Annotated in this window: 16 protein-coding genes and 2 tRNA genes; 4 read left to right on the top strand and 14 right to left on the bottom strand. The window is 45.7% G+C overall.

The window, feature by feature from the left end:
• Positions 1-68: 68 nt before the first annotated feature.
• The 8 genes from AC1RJL_RS04220 to AC1RJL_RS04185 all read right to left on the bottom strand — a co-directional run bounded on the left by AC1RJL_RS04220 (position 69) and on the right by AC1RJL_RS04185 (position 3,979).
• On the bottom strand, positions 69-890 hold the full coding sequence (locus tag AC1RJL_RS04220) for an HDOD domain-containing protein (protein ID WP_492911487.1): 822 nt from the start codon (positions 888-890) through the stop codon (positions 69-71).
• A gap of 401 nt (positions 891-1,291) precedes the next feature.
• Positions 1,292-1,618, bottom strand: a complete 327-nt coding sequence (locus AC1RJL_RS04215; protein ID WP_492911486.1) for a hypothetical protein — start codon at positions 1,616-1,618, stop codon at positions 1,292-1,294.
• 44 nt (positions 1,619-1,662) lie between these two features.
• Positions 1,663-1,995: a DUF5992 family protein gene (locus AC1RJL_RS04210; RefSeq protein WP_492911485.1), complete on the bottom strand. Its 333-nt coding sequence runs from the start codon at positions 1,993-1,995 to the stop codon at positions 1,663-1,665.
• An 11-nt stretch (positions 1,996-2,006) separates the two neighbouring features.
• Positions 2,007-2,351, bottom strand: coding sequence for a hypothetical protein (locus tag AC1RJL_RS04205; RefSeq protein WP_492911484.1), 345 nt, complete (start codon positions 2,349-2,351; stop codon positions 2,007-2,009).
• 52 nt (positions 2,352-2,403) lie between these two features.
• On the bottom strand, positions 2,404-2,706 hold the full coding sequence (locus AC1RJL_RS04200; RefSeq protein WP_492911483.1) for a hypothetical protein: 303 nt from the start codon (positions 2,704-2,706) through the stop codon (positions 2,404-2,406).
• A 261-nt stretch (positions 2,707-2,967) separates the two neighbouring features.
• Positions 2,968-3,044: transfer RNA gene (locus AC1RJL_RS04195), tRNA-Arg, on the bottom strand.
• A gap of 175 nt (positions 3,045-3,219) precedes the next feature.
• Positions 3,220-3,307 (bottom strand) — tRNA-Ser (locus tag AC1RJL_RS04190).
• Between the two features lie 108 nt (positions 3,308-3,415).
• On the bottom strand, positions 3,416-3,979 hold the full coding sequence (locus tag AC1RJL_RS04185) for a nitroreductase family protein (protein WP_492911482.1): 564 nt from the start codon (positions 3,977-3,979) through the stop codon (positions 3,416-3,418).
• Between the two features lie 218 nt (positions 3,980-4,197).
• Between AC1RJL_RS04185 and AC1RJL_RS04180 the strand changes: the two genes are divergently transcribed.
• Together AC1RJL_RS04180 and AC1RJL_RS04175 are read left to right on the top strand one after the other, a co-directional pair.
• Positions 4,198-5,478 carry a hypothetical protein gene (locus tag AC1RJL_RS04180; protein ID WP_492911481.1) on the top strand — a complete coding sequence of 427 codons (1,281 nt, stop codon included), beginning with the start codon at positions 4,198-4,200 and terminating at the stop codon, positions 5,476-5,478.
• Positions 5,479-5,623: 145 nt separating this feature from the next.
• On the top strand, positions 5,624-7,006 hold the full coding sequence (locus AC1RJL_RS04175; protein WP_492911480.1) for an adenylate/guanylate cyclase domain-containing protein: 1,383 nt from the start codon (positions 5,624-5,626) through the stop codon (positions 7,004-7,006).
• 27 nt (positions 7,007-7,033) lie between these two features.
• Here the strand turns inward: AC1RJL_RS04175 and queF are convergent, their stop codons facing one another.
• The 3 genes from queF to AC1RJL_RS04160 are packed head-to-tail and all read right to left on the bottom strand — an operon-like array spanning position 7,034 to position 9,616.
• The gene (gene queF, locus AC1RJL_RS04170; RefSeq protein ID WP_492911479.1) at positions 7,034-7,861 is read right to left on the bottom strand and encodes an NADPH-dependent 7-cyano-7-deazaguanine reductase QueF; all 828 of its coding nucleotides are present in this window, start codon (positions 7,859-7,861) and stop codon (positions 7,034-7,036) included.
• A 31-nt stretch (positions 7,862-7,892) separates the two neighbouring features.
• Positions 7,893-8,666, bottom strand: a complete 774-nt coding sequence (locus AC1RJL_RS04165) for an ABC transporter permease (protein WP_492911478.1) — start codon at positions 8,664-8,666, stop codon at positions 7,893-7,895.
• Positions 8,663-9,616: an ABC transporter ATP-binding protein gene (locus AC1RJL_RS04160; RefSeq protein WP_492911477.1), complete on the bottom strand. Its 954-nt coding sequence runs from the start codon at positions 9,614-9,616 to the stop codon at positions 8,663-8,665. The genes AC1RJL_RS04165 and AC1RJL_RS04160 overlap by 4 nt, the downstream gene beginning before the upstream one ends.
• A gap of 18 nt (positions 9,617-9,634) precedes the next feature.
• Here AC1RJL_RS04160 and AC1RJL_RS04155 point away from each other — a divergent pair, with 18 nt between their 5' ends.
• Positions 9,635-10,096, top strand: a complete 462-nt coding sequence (locus tag AC1RJL_RS04155) for a PA2817 family protein (protein WP_492911476.1) — start codon at positions 9,635-9,637, stop codon at positions 10,094-10,096.
• 435 nt (positions 10,097-10,531) lie between these two features.
• Positions 10,532-12,037 (top strand): methyl-accepting chemotaxis protein, encoded by a 1,506-nt coding sequence (locus AC1RJL_RS04150; RefSeq protein ID WP_492911475.1) that lies wholly within the window; start codon positions 10,532-10,534, stop codon positions 12,035-12,037.
• An 89-nt stretch (positions 12,038-12,126) separates the two neighbouring features.
• Here the strand turns inward: AC1RJL_RS04150 and AC1RJL_RS04145 are convergent, their stop codons facing one another.
• From AC1RJL_RS04145 to AC1RJL_RS04135, 3 genes are read right to left on the bottom strand one after another with little or no spacing between them, the layout of a single operon-like run.
• The gene (locus tag AC1RJL_RS04145; protein WP_492911474.1) at positions 12,127-13,506 is read right to left on the bottom strand and encodes a di-heme oxidoreductase family protein; all 1,380 of its coding nucleotides are present in this window, start codon (positions 13,504-13,506) and stop codon (positions 12,127-12,129) included.
• Positions 13,503-13,739: a hypothetical protein gene (locus tag AC1RJL_RS04140; protein WP_492911473.1), complete on the bottom strand. Its 237-nt coding sequence runs from the start codon at positions 13,737-13,739 to the stop codon at positions 13,503-13,505. The genes AC1RJL_RS04145 and AC1RJL_RS04140 overlap by 4 nt, the downstream gene beginning before the upstream one ends.
• A gap of 6 nt (positions 13,740-13,745) precedes the next feature.
• Positions 13,746-14,813 (bottom strand): ABC transporter substrate-binding protein, encoded by a 1,068-nt coding sequence (locus tag AC1RJL_RS04135; protein ID WP_492911472.1) that lies wholly within the window; start codon positions 14,811-14,813, stop codon positions 13,746-13,748.
• Between the last annotated feature and the right edge of the window lie 9 nt (positions 14,814-14,822).

The following is a 14,822-nucleotide window of genomic DNA, read 5'->3' as shown; positions in this document are numbered from 1 at the left end:
CTATTACCCATAAAAAAGCCCGTGATCAACACGGGCTTATCTCTCTCACCATCTATCAACGTTCTGGTTTAATGCAGTAAATCATCGAAACCGCCAATTAAATCTTTGGTTTCATCTATACGTTCAGTCAACTTCACCAGGTTAATTCCCAGCTTGGTCGCAAGCTCATTCGGGAAATGCTCCATCAACGTCGCACCGCCGTTTTTTTCGTTCTCATGCACAATGTAATCGGCAATATTGATCAATGCGGCAAAGCGCGAAAACTCTGGCGCACCTTCCGGATTCAACTGGTAACGAATACCGGCCACTATCGCATCAGGAAACTTCCAACGGTTAGCCAACTCAGCACCAGCTTCCGGGAAGTTAAATCCAAGCACATTCTTTTCAATATCCGAATTGCGTGCACCGCGATCAACAACTTTCTGGATCTCTTTGCATTCTTCAGGCAAGAGGATGTGAATCAATAACTCGCCGATATTGTGGATCATGCCGCAAGTAAAGGCAGTCTCCGCATCATCTTTGGAAAACTTCGCCAGCCATTTGCAAGTACTCGCCACCGCAAAACTATTGTGCCAGAACGCCGGCAAATCAAAACCTTCCGGTGCCTTGAACGCACCAGTCATACCCGACGCCAACACCAACGTCCGCACCGCATTAAAACCCAGCACAAACACCGCATCACTCACCGAGCCCACTTTACGGTTGCCGCCGTAATGCGCCGAATTTGCCGCGCGCAACACTTTTGCCGTCAGCACCTGGTCAGCACTGATTTTTTTAGCAATCACCTCATTATTAATATTCTCATCGCCAAAACTCTCTATCAGCTCTTGAACCACTTTAGGAATATTTGGCAACTTCTGTGCGTTATCAATTAAATTTCTAAGTTCCACGATACCCTCACTTAATCTGACCGAATGTACAGGCAGCAGCTATAGCTAACTCAACACTTCCCACCTGCTTTGGGTATAGCAAAAGTTGGGGGGATAGCAATAAGTAAAGTAAGGAATTGGAGTTTAATAACGAAAATTGGGTCGCCAAGGGAATTAAATAAGCCGAAAACAAAAGGCCCGTCATTGCTAACAGGCCTTTTTGTTCATCCAATATGGTGCATTCAGGAGGATTCGAACCCCTCACCTGCCGCCCGCAATAGCCCATTACTAACCCCTAAGCCTCATGATTATTGGGAGGGGTGAGATTTAGTCATTCCGCTTTAAACCGATTATCAATACAGTGTTTTCGACACTTGTTCGATGCTAAAGGCTCATAGGCTGTGAATAGTAATTAATCATATTTATTGGATTGTAATCTGGACAGAGCTAATATCTTCTCCATCACCCCACCGAGTACACGAGTTTCTTCCCACTATATACACTGATCTACCTGAAGCCTGTGCTGCGAGCAAAACACTTAATTGAGCTTTTCCAGCAGCAGAATTTTCATCTCTTATCATCCAATAACCGCCTGTGGCGCATGCTGGCTTTCCTATCGGCGCACCAACAAGAATAACGTAGTGCAATCCATCCTCACGAACAAGAATAGTTTGTACTTTGCCAGATTGAGCTCCAGCAAAGCTATTAGCACAAAATAATACCGCAGCAAAAATAATAAGCTTTTTCATTAAATAAGTTCCATTTCTGATTTATTGACTTTAGATAAAAAATATTACTCGGCCTTTATTATTCGGATATTGCTCATATAGGGACAACTTGCCGATATAGGATTGTTGTATACCTCCACTGTGTAACCAGCAGTAAATGCAACCAGTGCAACCGAAAATGCTCTATCAAAGCTTTTTTCATCAGGAAAGTTCGCTACTGATAAGGCATACGTATTACCGTTACACACATATCCACCCGCCCCTTCTACCTTTATCGCAAATGTGCCTGTCGCGCTGGTAGAGGTATCGATCATCGTTATCTTTCCTCTGGACATTACTTCAGCGTTAACATTAAGAGCGAACAATAAAATTACAAAAATAAATGCACTATTTTTCATTATATTTCATCTCAGCAGAGTGTATTACCTACACATAAATACCAAAATTTTTCAGAATTATCATATGTGTCACAAGTGTTATTACCATTGAGCCTAACAGGCGTCCCTGCCATGAATGCAGCGAGAATTACTGACTGCGTATATTTAAAATGAGGATTGCCTGCACTTCCCATCACATAACGCCCTGTCCAATTACACTGAGGCGTATCGGAGGGAGTATTCTCAACCTTAACAAACAATATTTCTTCACCACCCACCTTGTATGGAATTAGACCTATAATTTTTCCAGTTCCGGTACTACCCAAAGCACTGGCCGCAGTTAATAAAAGCCCAAGTCCTAGAAATATATTTTTCATACATTTTTCCTGAAAATAAAATTATTAAAGTTTTTTGTTTATGCACACTTCGTTAGCATCTATCAGCCACGCGCCTTGCTAATCGCGATATTACCGCTATGTAATATCCTCCAAACGCGGCAAAGCTTCTTTGCAGAAGCGCATACGATTGTTGTTGAGAAGAGGATTTTTCTTGGGAAGATGTTTTGCTGGCAATTGGCTTTTCCGAGGGAGCCTCGATTAGTTTAGCCATTGCGTGATGAGGAAAGCTGTAATTGAAGACGATACCGCCAATAGACTTCCAAACTTGATTTAATTTCTCAGCGACTTTAGCTTCGAAAACTTTATCGCTAACCTTATTAGCTAACTTCTTCACATGAAACTCCATTAATTCGATTTTTATCCGTTAAAAAATACTGCCTTTAACTACCATTTTAATGACTGGATATTACTTATTTACCCTCTATTCCTCCTTGGGCAAAATTCGCCGATTGGATTCAGATAGGAGCAAGTATTGTTAGAAGCTGGCCTGCAGTGAATGAATAAACGTTTTTCGACACTTTATCGACCTGCAAACCCTAGAAAGCAAAAACCCCTGAAAATCTTTAGAATAATCAGGGGTTTCAGTACTACTTTATGGTGCACTCAGGAGGATTCGAACCTCCGACCGCTCGGTTCGTAGCCGAGTACTCTATCCAGCTGAGCTATGAGTGCGTTGTTGAGGCGCGCATTTTATTGATCGGGGTTCGGTGAGTCAAGCATTTATTTGATTTTCTTGCGCGAAACTTCCAAATTAATGCTTTATAAATCAATGAAATACAATTTTCGATCAACCTGTACAAACAGCGAACTGCTGCGCGCGAAACTGTACAGCGGACCTTGCTAAAAATGGCGGTGAGAGAGGGAGTCGAACCCTCGATACCTTGCGGTATACACACTTTCCAGGCGTGCTCCTTCGGCCACTCGGACATCTCACCGTTATTGAATCGCTACGATTTAGCTGTGCGATTTTCGCTTGAAGCACTATCCAAAGTACCCCCTGCGAAGGCGCGCTAATGTACACAAGCAAATCCGTAAACGCAATCTTATTCCTGTGGCCACGCACTAAAAAAGTCGCCAGGATTTTGTTCTCGCGGTGCGTGCGGTGGAACCGTAGGTGTTCCAAGATAAATGAAGCCAACAATCTCCTCACCTTCTACCAAGCCGAGCGCCTGTTTTACCACTGGGTCATATGCCATGTCGCCAGTACGCCATACAGCTCCTACATTAGTTGCAAAGGCTGCATTGATAAGATTTTGGGTAGCAGCGCCGGCGGCGATAATTTGCTCAATGTGTGGCACTTTGGGATTGGGCTGGTATCGCGCAATTGCCACCACAATCAATGGTGCGCGCTGCGGCATTGCATGGCAGCGATCCACTTCCAGTTGGGTGATAGCAGGGTTTTTAACCGTAGCGGCGGCTGCAAATATTTTGCCCAACTGGACAAGTCCATTCCCTTCAATAGTTAAAAACCGCCATGGTCGCAAATTGCCGTGATCAGCAGCCCGTATCGCCGCCCTGAATAACACTTCCAATTGCTCGGATGTGGGTGCTGGTGCGGTGAGCCTGGGAGTCGATACGCGCTGATGTAATGCCTGAATTGCATCCATATAACTAAAAACCTCATCTTGAAACGGTTAAAACCCAAAATCCAGGATTCGATGATCAGACCTGGCGCCGGGTGATAAAGGTATAGCCAAGTCGAATATTGGCTGAATCTGTACCATACTTTCAGGCAGATACGTTAATTAGCCATTATAGAGTAGGCCGTAGCAATAAAGTTGCCACGGTTCTACTCGTTTTCAGAAATCCTGCGGCCGACAATAATATGCATGTACCAAACCTCATCCTCGCGGTAGCCATAGAAATTTATTTGGCGTTGCTGATCGCGGCCGTCGTACTGATTTTTTATTCCCTGAAACAAAAAAAATTGATTCGGCGACAGCAAGAAAAATTGCGTGAGCTGATTGAAACGATTAAAACATCCAAGGCGCCGGCAAATGTACCGGCAAAATCCTACAAACAATTGGTTAATGAGCAATTGGAGTTTACCCAGGATCGTTTTAGTCTCGTTGCACCCCGCGGCGATATTACTGCGGAACAGCCTGCCGACCTACCGATTAACCAGCGTATTGTTGCGCTCCGCTATGCCTTCCTCCGTGCAGAAGAACTGGGCACTACTGAAGTGCAAGGCAGCGAGGGTTATTGGAATATTTTCCGACAAACACTGGAACCCTTACTGCAGCCTGCTCCTGCTAATATCGATCCCGCTTTGAATATAGAACTGGATTCGTCACTGGATGCAGAATCCAGTGATGAGCTGGAAATATATAAGAAGCGCGTGGAGAATCTGGAGAAATTCAAAAAGCTGTTTTTTGATCTGGAAAAGCGCTGGAACGAAGCGCAAGCCACCGCCCAGGGATATTACAACGAGCTGTATGCGATGGCCGATGGAGTTGCAGATCGGGAACAATATGAAATCCTCCTGGGACAATACGGTAATAGCTACAACGACATAAGCCACTACATGCAAGACACCAATGCAGCCATAACCGGACGCCCAGTCGAAAACAAAACTATCAATATCATCCGCCAGGATCCTCGCGCGGCCGAAGAAATTATGAAGCTGCGCAATGTAGCTGCTGATCAGTACCGGGTCATCAGCAATCTGCAACGAAAACTGGAAGGGGCAGTGACTGCCGAAGAAAAAGATCTCGTTATCAAAGAATTGGAGCAGCAGTTACAACGACAAGTCCGCTTTGTCCAGGAGTCGGATACTTGCGTCCAATTGCTGGAAGAGGAACTTAATAAAGCCAACGAAAAAATTGCAGAGCAGGAAGGCATAATCGGCAACGATCATCAATTGGAAGAGGAGAATCAGCGCATAAAAGAAACACTGGAGAGCTTTACCCAGGAGAGTAAAGAGCTGCTGGGTAATCTGGAGGAGCTGGAAAGAGAAAACGATCAACTTAAAAATGATCTGGAACATACAGGTTCAGAATCAAGTGCTAATCCGACAGATTTGCAACAAATACAGACCGAGTTTGCCGAACTGCGTAAGCAATATACCGAATTGGAAGAAAAATATCTGGAATTGAAGTTTAAATAATAAGCAGCCAGAAAAGTCGCTTGTTATTCAACCAACAAGTAGACATTTTGAATAAAAACCCGTTTAATTCACTGGCTTGGGTAAGCAGCTAGGCCTATTTGCAAGGATTCACTTACTGACCAAATAACAACAAGGTTTTAGTCCAATGAACAGTAAGACTGACAGTCAACAACTGCACACAGAATCCCCGATACAGCAATATTATTTTCGCGCACTTATTTGTTTTGCCGCATCAGGCACATTGGCCTCTTTTATTAATTGGGATCATCCTAGCCATACCCACATGGGTGTAATTGTATTTTTATTAATCTACGCCTATGCCACCTATCATTTCACCCGTAAACAAATACCCGAGCAGATGGCCAGGCTTAATCGCTGGTTATCTCATGCAGATGCCGCGCTTATTGGTGTCGTTCTTAGTTTGACCGACTTCAGTATTTTGCCCTGCGTAATGTTTTTGACCATGATTCAATTTAACGCACTGATTAGTGGCGGCATGCGGAAATTGATGGAAGATAATAGTGCGTTTGCAGTCGGAGTTTTGCTTAGTCTGGTCATTCATAAACCCCAACTGGTACTTTCCAGTAGCATTGAAATCAGCGCCGCAAGCCTGATTGGTGTTGCCACTTATTTTTTAGTTTACGCCATTTATATGCACCAACGTTTTCACAAATTAATGATCAGCCAAAAGCAATTGGAAAACGAACAGAAATGGCACAAGATCCGCGCCTATAAATTATCCCGCTACTTGCCGCCGACAGTATGGCAAGCAATTAATCGCGGTGACGATAAAAACCTGCAAGCGGAACGCAAGCGTATCAGCATCTTCTTTTCTGATATCAAAGATTTCAGCCAGCTCTCGGAAGAAATTGAAGCCGAAGCGTTGACCGAGTTGCTGAATCACTATCTCACCGAGATGTCGAAAATCGTGGCGCATTATGGCGGCACCATCGATAAATTTATGGGCGACGGCATCATGGTGCTATTTGGAGATAGTAATAGTAAAGGGGTTAAAGACGATGCAACCCGTTGCGTCGCAATGTCCATTGCGATGAAAAAACGCATCAAATCCATGCAAGTGGAATGGTTTAACCAGGGCATCAAAAAACCATTGCAAGTGCGCATGGGTATCAATACTGGTTACTGCACTGTCGGTACCTTTGGTACATCCAATCATTTGGATTACACCGTGCTTGGCACCCAGGTCAATCTGGCAAGCCGCCTTGAGTCAGCGGCAGAGCCCGATGAGATTTTAATTTCGCATGAAACCTGGTCACTGGTGAAGGACACCGTAATGTGTCGCGATAAAGGTGAAATTCAGGTGAAAGGCTTTTCATTGCCAGTCAAGGTCTACCAAGTGGCAGACCTGCGCAAAGAAATGGGTAAAAACCAAAGTTACTTTGAGGATCGCGCTGAAGGTTTCTCCATGTATCTGGATATGGACAAGGTGCGCAATTACGACAAACAAAAAGTTATCGAGTCACTCGAAAAAGCAGCGAGCCGCTTGAAAGATAAAGTGATCGTATAAATCGGCTCCGTCTACTTGGCGCGAGCGCTACTGGCGAATCAAGCGCAATAGTTCTGGCGCCGCAGAAGGATTGCTGGAGCGAAATGGATTGATATCCAATCCACCACGCCGCGTATAACGCGCATATACCGTCAAATCTTCCGGCTGACATACTCGCGCGATATCACTGAAAATTCGCTCTACACAATGCTCATGAAAATCCTGATGCTCGCGAAACGAAATAATGTAGCGCAACAAATTTTCGCGCTGGATTTTTTTGCCCTTGTAACGAATGACAATACTCGCCCAATCAGGCTGCCCTGTCACCGGGCAGTTGGTTTTTAGCAAATGACTTACCAAACTCTCATCCACAATTCCGGTTTCCGTAGCAAGTAATTCAGGTGCCGGGTGATAGGTGTCTATTGCAACGTCCAGCTCATCCAATAACTCACCGTTCACGTCAACAATATTGGATAGATGTTGCGCGGCGCGCACCGATGCAGTCAACGGAATCAAATTAATTCGAACCTCGGCATTGGTTATCGCCGAAAGATCTTTGGCAATTAACACTCCTACTTCAGCAGCATTTTCAAACCGGGTTTGATTGAGTGAATTTAAATAGAGTTTGAACGATTTTGACTCCACAATAAATTCGCTGGTGCAGGGAATAAAAAACTCGGCAATGGCGACAACCGGTTTACCCAAGGCATCCAACCAGGACAATTCATACCCTGTCCATATATCCGCGCCATAAAACGGCAAGCTATCACCTATACCCAATAATTCGCGCGATTCAGCACGGGGAATAGGAAACAGTAATTGCGGTGCGTAGACCGATACATAATCTGTTTGACGACCAAGCGGATTGTGGTTCATAGCAATTCCAATAATTTTTCCAATAGCCAGATCAAGCGCGCAAACGCTTGCCCGTTTTTAATAAATGCAAGCCGACAGCAAAGAGTACAACAACACAGAGAGTCAAACCGGTAAACGCCATACCGATATGTACATCGGTAATCCCGAGCATGCCGTAACGGAATGCATTCACCATATGCAGAATAGGGTTAAATACCGACACATGCTGCCAAAACTCTGACAACAAATTAATCGAATAAAATACACCACCGAAATAGGTTAATGGCGTGAGGATAAATGTCGGGACAATTGAAATGTCATCAAAACTATTGGCGTAGACAGCGTTGATAAAACCTGCCAGGGAAAACAGGATGGAAGTCATCAACACAATAGAGATTGTGATGAACCAATTGTAAATATGCAAATCCGTAAAAAACAGGGACATCAAGGTCACTATTAAACCAACTGCCATACCACGTGCGACACCGCCCATCACGTAGCCTAATAAAATAATGTAATTGGGCGTTGGCGATACTAAAATTTCTTCCACGCTACGCTGGAATTTTGCACTGAAAAATGAAGACGATACATTCGCGTATGAGTTGGTCAACACCGCCATCATAATCAGACCCGGCGCTACAAACTCGATATAGCTAAAACCGCCCATATCGCCAATGCGGCTACCAATCAGCTTACCGAAAATCACAAAATACAACACCATAGTGATGGCGGGCGGTAATAACGTTTGAATCCATATGCGAGTAAAACGTTTGATTTCTTTTTGCAAGATGGTCAGCAATGCAATCCACTGTTCTTGTAAACTCATGACTGCCCCTCTTTTTGCACTGCATTCGCCAGATCTTTATTCGCATTCACCATGGCAACAAACAACTCCTCTAACCGATTGGCTTTATTGCGCATACTGACAATTTCAAAGCCCTGGGTAGTCAATTGGGTAAATACAGCATTAAGCGATTGGCCTTTATCGACTTCAACTTCAAATGAGTGCTCATCAATTTGGGCTACATTGTGGCCAGCCAAACTCGGCAGCGATTGTAAGTTGCCCAGCACATCAAAAATAAAAACTTCTTTATTGAGCTGCTGCAATAAACTTTTAATACTGGTGTTTTTAACAATTACACCCTGGTCAATAATGGCTACGTTGCGACATAGACTCTCCGCTTCTTCCAAATAGTGGGTGGTGAGGATAATTGTCGTACCCGCTGCATTAATCTCGCGCAAAAATTCCCACATGGAACGACGCAGTTCTATATCAACACCTGCGGTTGGTTCATCGAGGATAAGCAGCTGCGGCTCATGTACCAGCGCGCGTGCAATCATCAAACGCCGCTTCATACCACCAGATAGCATACGAGCAGGTGTATGGCGCTTATCCCATAAGCTCAGCTGTTTGAGATATTTTTCAGTTTGCACCTGTGCTTGTTTGCGCGCTAAGCCATAGTAGCCCGCTTGCTGCAATACTATGTCTTCCACCTTTTCAAACATACTGAAATTAAATTCTTGCGGAACTACACCCAAGTACTTTTTAGCAACGGAGAAGTCGGTATCGATATTTTTACCAAACACCTCAACAGTGCCGGATGTCTTGCGCACCAATGAACTGATGATACCAATCGTAGTGGATTTGCCCGCACCATTTGGTCCAAGCATGGCAAAAAAATCACCGGGCATCACATCCAGTGAAATACCTTTTAAGGCTTCGAATTTTTCGTTGTAAACTTTACGCAGGTTTCTTAATGAGAGTGCCGGAGTCATAACCCCTCGCAGAAATGAATGAAGGTCAGAAAATCTACCACCACATCAGGGCGCAGTATGTCGATTTCAAGTGCAGAACAAGCTATTTACGATCAAGAGTATTACACATATCACCTGGAGTTACTTGCGGCCTTCCGCGCGCAGATCCAGCAATTGCCGCCATTTAATAGCGAGCCTTTAAGTGAAGATGACCAGGAGTTTCTCGCCACACTAGCGCAACTGCAACAACAACCTCACGGGGCCAACTTCCTTGAGCTAGGGCAAGTATTGATATGCCGGGTAGTTGGTGCTTATTCGCACTTGATGCCATTACTCTATCGCGATTTATTGTGGTTTTTTGGCGGCGACTGCCTGCATTTCATGCCTGATGACGAAATTGCCATATTTCAGCAATTGGACGAGCAGCGCGAAGAGGCAAAACAGCAACAAACTCCTTTCAATTACAGGGAAGCGCGCGCAAAACTGCTGGGCATGCATTGATATGAATTAAAACGAAAACGCAGAGGAATGCACATGCCCCAGCGGGTAATGAAGATCTGTTAACTATCGAAACAGGTATTAACTAACCAGAAGTGACTTATAGTGCAGAATTGAATTGCGTAAACGATACTATTATTTAGTCACTAACTCTTTGATTAAAAAGAGTTTTTCTTTACCGATATCATCTGGTTGCGGCTACCTGCCCCATTGCGCCCCATCAGTCCGTTTCGTATCAACCTGCGGACGAGCGCAATAGTTTTTTTTATGCTGTGTTGAAATATATCCCGGTACTGCCACTTTTTGACAAAGAGTCGGCACCTTACTATGGTTGATAGCGAAGCCCCATCCCCAGATGTGACTTTTTCAATTACAACAACATAATATTTTTATTCCCCCTTACGCTTCACATTTACGTCTGGCATCAAGGAGCAGCCCATGTTTCAGAATATGAAGGTCACTGTGCGACTCGGTATTTTAGCCGGTACATTACTCATTCTGATGATCGCCATTGGGGTCATGGGTATCAATGGAATGCGCGAAGCCAATGCCGGTATGGCGACGGTTTATCATGATCGCGTTATTCCGTTAAAAGACCTTAAAATTATTGCCGACATGTACGCCGTCAACATCGTGGATATCGCGCACAAAGTGCGAAACAAAGGCATAGATTGGCAACAAGGACAAACCAGTATCACCGAAGCCAATCAAAAAATCGAAGAGCTATGGCAAGGCTATCTGGCAACCAAACTGGTTCCTGACGAAGAAAAACTGGTGAATGAATTACATCCGCTGCTCAATATTGCCAATGCTGCTGTCATCGAACTCCAGCAAATAATGAATGATCAGGACAGTGCAAAATTGGATAATTTTGTCATCAACAAACTTTACCCCAGCATTGAACCCGTCTCCGATCGATTTAGCCGTTTGGTTAATGTGCAACTAAAAGTTGCCGAAGAAGAATTCACTATTTCCAATCACATGTATGAACGTTCTCGTGTAATTAATATCGGCATTATTATTGTCAGCGCCCTGCTCAGCATGGTAATTGGTTTGCTCATATCCCGCAGTTTGATACAACAATTGGGCGGAGAACCCAATTACACAGCCGATGTTATTTCGCGTATCGCTCGTGGCGATCTATCGATTCAGGTCAATGTAAAACCAAAGGATCAAAGCAGTATATTATTTGCCATCCGCGAGATGGTTACCAAGCTTAGTGACATTATTAGCGAGGTGAGATCTGCTGCCGACTCCTTATCGTCCGCATCTGAAGAAGTGAGCGGAACAGCGCAGTCCTTAAGTCAATCAGCCACTGAGCAAGCCGCAAGTATTGAAGAGACCAGTGCATCCATGGAAGAAATAAGCGCATCCATTGGACACAATAATGACAACGCCAAAGTAACCGACAATATTGCCAGTAACAGCGCACAGGAGGCCAATGAAGGCGGCACTGCAGTTAAGGACACGGTGGACGCCATGCATACAATTGCGGAAAAAATTAACATAATTGACGACATCGCCTACCAAACCAATTTGCTCGCACTCAATGCAGCAATTGAAGCAGGCCGAGCAGGGGAACATGGTCGCGGCTTTGCAGTCGTAGCCAGCGAAGTTCGCAAATTGGCAGCGCGCAGCCAAACCGCCGCAAAAGAAATTGGGGAATTGGCAGATAGCTCGGTAAAGCTGGCAGAAAACGCCGGAAAATTGTTAGACAATATAGTTCCGGCTATTAAGAAAACAGCCAGCCTGGTGCAGGAAATTTCCGCCGCCAGCAACGAACAAACCATGGGAGCCAGCCAGATATCTACCGCAATTACACAAATCAGTATCGCAACACAGCAGAATTCGTCATCAGCAGAAGAGCTTTATGCCACGGCGGAAGAACTCACTAGCCAGGCATTGCAATTACAACAAACGATGGCGTTTTTTAAATTGAAATAGCCTCTTGTAACAGCCTCTGTAATATCAGCGATATCACGGAGCGTTTTTTTACCAGAATCCGGTAGAATTCTGGTTCGGATTCACTCCCCCTATAGCGATAACAAAAATTGATCCAGCGCTTCACGCTTGATACCTGGCAATTTGCGATAACGCTCGCGCACCTTTTCTGCCTCACCGCCGTGCCAGAGAATGGCTTCCGCAAAGGTTTGTGCACGGCCATCGTGTAAATAGGATTGGTATTCGTTGATAAATTCTGTCAGACCAATACCCCACAACGGCGGTGTGCGCCATTCGCGACCAGTGGCTTGGAAATCCGGGCGTTCATCAGCCAGGCCTTCACCCATATCATGCAGCAATAGATCTGTGTAAGGCTGGATAGATAAATCGGCTAAATGTTTATACGGATAATGTTTAGCGGTTTTTAATTCTGGGTGATGGCAGAGTGCACAACCAATATCGACAAATATTTTTTTGCCCGCCTTTACCTGTAGATTGTTGATATTGCGTTGAGCGGGCACTGCAAGATGGCGGAAATAAAATTCCAGATCCATTAATTGTTCATCTTTCAATTCCGGCGAACCCCCACTCAATGCTTGTAAACATTCCCGTTGATGGGGAAGACAATTTTCTTTGGGTAATAAAGTGGATGTGATTCCCAAATCACCGAGCATGGCTTCAACAATTTGGCTGCGCAAGCTGGCAGCATTGGCTTTAGCACCGAAGCGGCCAATGCGGATTTGTTGGCTGGCGGTATCCCAAACACGATTGACCTTGCCTTTAATGCCATCCGGTTTTGGTTGTTGCGCAAATTCCAGTAAATCTTTTTCACTGACGGCATCCAGTAATCCCAAACCGAAAACCGCCGGGCCTATGCGCGCAGATATTTGTACCGGTTCCTGTTTTTCATAAAGAGCACCGTAATTTAATTCGCTAAATGCGAACTGCGGCTTGCGTAAACGTATTTGTGTTCCATCGGCGAATTCGATGGTTTGATATTCCCATTGCACTTGCGCGCGCCCTTCACCGGGCACACCCGGAACACCTTCTTCATTGAACTGGTTGCCGTAACGCGGATGAGGTTTTGGGCCGCCTTGCGTTGTTGTTCCCGCTACCGATAAACGCACCAGCATGGATTGCATCCGTTCGCGGGCATCGTCCGGCGCGCGGCCGCGGCCATTTTTAGGGTGGCAGGATACGCAGGCAATACGGTTGTACAGCGGCCCCAAACCCACGGCTGAATCCCGTGCCGGTGCAATTACCCAACTTTGGCGAAAAAGATTGCGCCCGCGAAAAAATTGCGCGAGTTCTTCTTCGTTTAACCCCGCAAAAGGTTGCGCATAAGCTTCGCGTGTTTGGTTGTTGGTGATGTGGCGATCTTGTGAATTGCTGGCCGATGTATTTACACCTGCCAGCACAGTTTCAGTCACCAATATCAGAACAAATAAAACGACGGCTGACCAAAAGGTCATAGCGCCTCCGGTGTTTGCGTATTTATTACTTGTTGTGCAGCAGCGATGCGCTTATCAGTCGCTGCGCGCCAGCGGCGCTCCGGCTCACGCAACCGGGGCTTGGCACCTTCCAGGCGATCGCGAAATTGTTTTTGCAATTCGGGATTCGCCGCTTCGGTTTCTGACAAGGGAACTGATGTAAGCAACTTGCGCAATTCCGGTTGGGGTTTGCCTGCGCTTTCCAGTGCGTGCAATTTCTGCTATAGCTCGCGCTGTTCCTGATGACGATACGCGAGATGGTGATCAAACAATGCAGTCACTACGCCCAAACGATTACGCCCGCGATCATTGTCGTAATCCAGTTCACCGCGCGCAGCAGCGGCAAAAGGGCGATAGTAATCTGCCGGTAATTTTTCATAGACAGACGGCCGCACGGGCAGCTTGCGAATATCGGCGTGGGTGAGCAATGACTGTCCCTGTGCGGATAATACAAATCCGGTAAAGGTTTTTGCTGCATCCGGCTGTTCAGTTCCAGTGGTAATGGCGATATGGGCAGGATTAATTCCGCCGCGGTCCGGATAAATGAAACTGATCGGTGCTCCATTAGCGATGGCCGAGGCAATAAAAAAATCAATCGATAAACCAATCGCCACTTGACCGACACCAACCTTATCGCTAATAAAACCACCACCTTGTTCAAGTAATTCGGCGTTACCGCTAATTTCACTCCACAATGCCCAGCCAGCTTCCCAGCCATAACCTTGCAGCGGAATATCAATCAAAACCGGCGCGAAACCCACGCGGGCGGGATTGGGCACTGCGATCTGCCCGGCCAATTTCGGATTGGTCAGGTCGCGCCAGCTTTTCGGTGTGGCGATACCCAATTTGGTTAAGGACTGCGTGTTAATCGCAAAACCGAAGCCCGCCATTTCTGTTGCGGTAAAATAATTGCCGGAATCGCGCAGACGGGTTTTGCCGATTATTTCCGGCAAACCATTGAAATCCACATCCAGTTTGCGAAATGCACCTTCCGCTTTCAGTTGGTTAAAGGTGCGCGGTGATGGCGACCAGTAAACATCCACGCCACCTTGTTTGGGTTGTTGCAGATACGGCAATGCGTCTTGTGGCATACGCCAGATTATTTGCAGGCGATAATCCGGATACGCTTTTTCAAACGCCGCTTCCATGCGCGACGTAACGTCTGCCGGATAACTTGTCATAACGGTAAGTGTAAGTGGTTCCGCATACAGTGGCAGCGCTGCACCGGCCATCACCAGTGCAGCGCCTTGCAATAAACGGCGGCGGATCAGATTAATGGTTGAATGCATATCAGGCTC

It is taken from the genome of Cellvibrio sp. GW822-FHT04B05, from assembly GCF_058800985.1.
This window is presented reverse-complemented; position numbering and strand designations above follow the sequence as displayed.

Bases quoted from the DNA above. Each gene is read 5' to 3' on its own strand.
- AC1RJL_RS04160 (WP_492911477.1), bottom strand. From the start codon at position 9,616: ATGACTCCGGCACTCTCATTAAGAAACCTGCGTAAAGTTTACAACGAA.
- AC1RJL_RS04135 (WP_492911472.1), bottom strand. From the start codon at position 14,813: ATGCATTCAACCATTAATCTGATCCGCCGCCGTTTATTGCAAGGCGCT.
- AC1RJL_RS04180 (WP_492911481.1), top strand. From the start codon at position 4,198: ATGCATGTACCAAACCTCATCCTCGCGGTAGCCATAGAAATTTATTTG.
- AC1RJL_RS04210 (WP_492911485.1), bottom strand. From the start codon at position 1,995: ATGAAAAATAGTGCATTTATTTTTGTAATTTTATTGTTCGCTCTTAAT.
- AC1RJL_RS04165 (WP_492911478.1), bottom strand. From the start codon at position 8,666: ATGAGTTTACAAGAACAGTGGATTGCATTGCTGACCATCTTGCAAAAA.
- AC1RJL_RS04150 (WP_492911475.1), top strand. From the start codon at position 10,532: ATGTTTCAGAATATGAAGGTCACTGTGCGACTCGGTATTTTAGCCGGT.
- AC1RJL_RS04175 (WP_492911480.1), top strand. From the start codon at position 5,624: ATGAACAGTAAGACTGACAGTCAACAACTGCACACAGAATCCCCGATA.
- queF (WP_492911479.1), bottom strand. From the start codon at position 7,861: ATGAACCACAATCCGCTTGGTCGTCAAACAGATTATGTATCGGTCTAC.
- AC1RJL_RS04145 (WP_492911474.1), bottom strand. From the start codon at position 13,506: ATGACCTTTTGGTCAGCCGTCGTTTTATTTGTTCTGATATTGGTGACT.
- AC1RJL_RS04215 (WP_492911486.1), bottom strand. From the start codon at position 1,618: ATGAAAAAGCTTATTATTTTTGCTGCGGTATTATTTTGTGCTAATAGC.
- AC1RJL_RS04185 (WP_492911482.1), bottom strand. From the start codon at position 3,979: ATGGATGCAATTCAGGCATTACATCAGCGCGTATCGACTCCCAGGCTC.
- AC1RJL_RS04205 (WP_492911484.1), bottom strand. From the start codon at position 2,351: ATGAAAAATATATTTCTAGGACTTGGGCTTTTATTAACTGCGGCCAGT.
- AC1RJL_RS04155 (WP_492911476.1), top strand. From the start codon at position 9,635: ATGAAGGTCAGAAAATCTACCACCACATCAGGGCGCAGTATGTCGATT.